Here is a 1232-nt window from a genome sequence, read left to right on the forward strand (position 1 = left end):
GGATGCGCCGGCCGATGCGGCGGCCGATCCGCTCGGCCGACCCGGTCGCGAGTTGCTCGTTGCCCGCGGCCAGTTGCGCCGTGCCATCGGCGAGCTGCGCCGCGCCCGCACCGAGCTGGGATGCGCCGTCGGCCGCCTGCGTCGCGCCGTCGGCGAGCTGGGACGCGCCGTCGGCGGCCTCGACGAGCTTGCCGCGGATCGTCGAGATCGAGCCGAGCAGCATCGACGCGGCCTCGCGGTTCACGGTCTGCGCGATGGTCGTGCGGATCTGCTCGATGGCCTGCTTGCCGATCGTGCCGGCCAGGTAGCTGTTCGCGTCGTTCGTCTCGAGCGTGAGCTCGGCCTGGCGCGGGGTGTCGGTGCTCACCGAGGCGAGGGCGTCTGAGAAGTCGGCGGGGATCGTGATGACGAAGTCGTAGTCGGATGCCTCGAGGCCGGCCTGCGCCTCCGCCGCCGTCGTGCGGTGCCAATCGAAGGCGTGGTCGGCGATGAGCTCGTCGGCGACCTCGTCGCCCACGTTGCGGGCGGGGCCGTCGTCGGATGCGGGTGTGCCCTCGTCCTCGACGACGAGTGCGACGGGCACCTCAGGGAACTTGGCGTACGGGTCCTGGTTGGCCCAGAGGTAGAGGCCGCCGTAGAGCACGGGCACGGCGATGAGCGCCAGCAGGGCGATGACCGACATGCGGGTCGAGGTGAGCCGCCGGAACTCGGCGGCGATCATCTGGGGGACCTTCACGCGAGCCCTCCCTCGGCGATGGCAGCCTGCTCGTCGGTCTCGTCGACCTCGTCGGCCTGCATGCGGGCGATCATCGCGGCGGCGCCGATCGCGGCGGCCGAGGCATCGCCGGCGATCACGAGCATCGCGTACCCGCGATCGGCGAGCCCGCGGGCGAGCGCCCACCACTCCTGGGGGTCGCCGCCGTGGCGGTCGGGCGAGACGAGCACGAGTCCCTCGACGCCGTCGCGGAGGACCGCGAGCTCGGTGAGCAGGCGAAGCCGCACGATCGGGTCGACGTTCGCGATCGGCACGCGCGCGAACTCGCGCAGCCCGAGGTCGTCGAGCCACCGCGACACCGAGACCGGGTTCGAGGGGATGCCGGCGAACATGAGCTCCTCGGCGGCGACGCCGGCGAGGGTGATGTCGGGAGCGGGATCGGAGACGCCGGGCGCGTCGACGAGCGCGATGGCGCGGCGGATCGCCGCGGCATCCGCTCGGCCGTCGATCGTGACGG

General features: G+C 73.1%; 2 protein-coding genes. Both read right to left on the minus strand.

From position 1 onward, the window contains the following. A partial coding sequence (locus tag GH736_RS23160; protein ID WP_159607390.1) for a YhgE/Pip family protein occupies positions 1-736 on the minus strand: 736 nt, incomplete at its 3' end. Further along, positions 733-1232, minus strand: a 500-nt coding sequence (locus GH736_RS23165; protein WP_159607392.1) for a hypothetical protein, incomplete at its 5' end; no start/stop codon positions are given. The genes GH736_RS23165 and GH736_RS23160, both read right to left, overlap by 4 nt.

The sequence above is a fragment of the Agromyces humi genome, from assembly GCF_009720255.1.
In the GTDB taxonomy this organism is placed as follows: Bacteria; Actinomycetota; Actinomycetes; order Actinomycetales; family Microbacteriaceae; genus Agromyces; species Agromyces humi.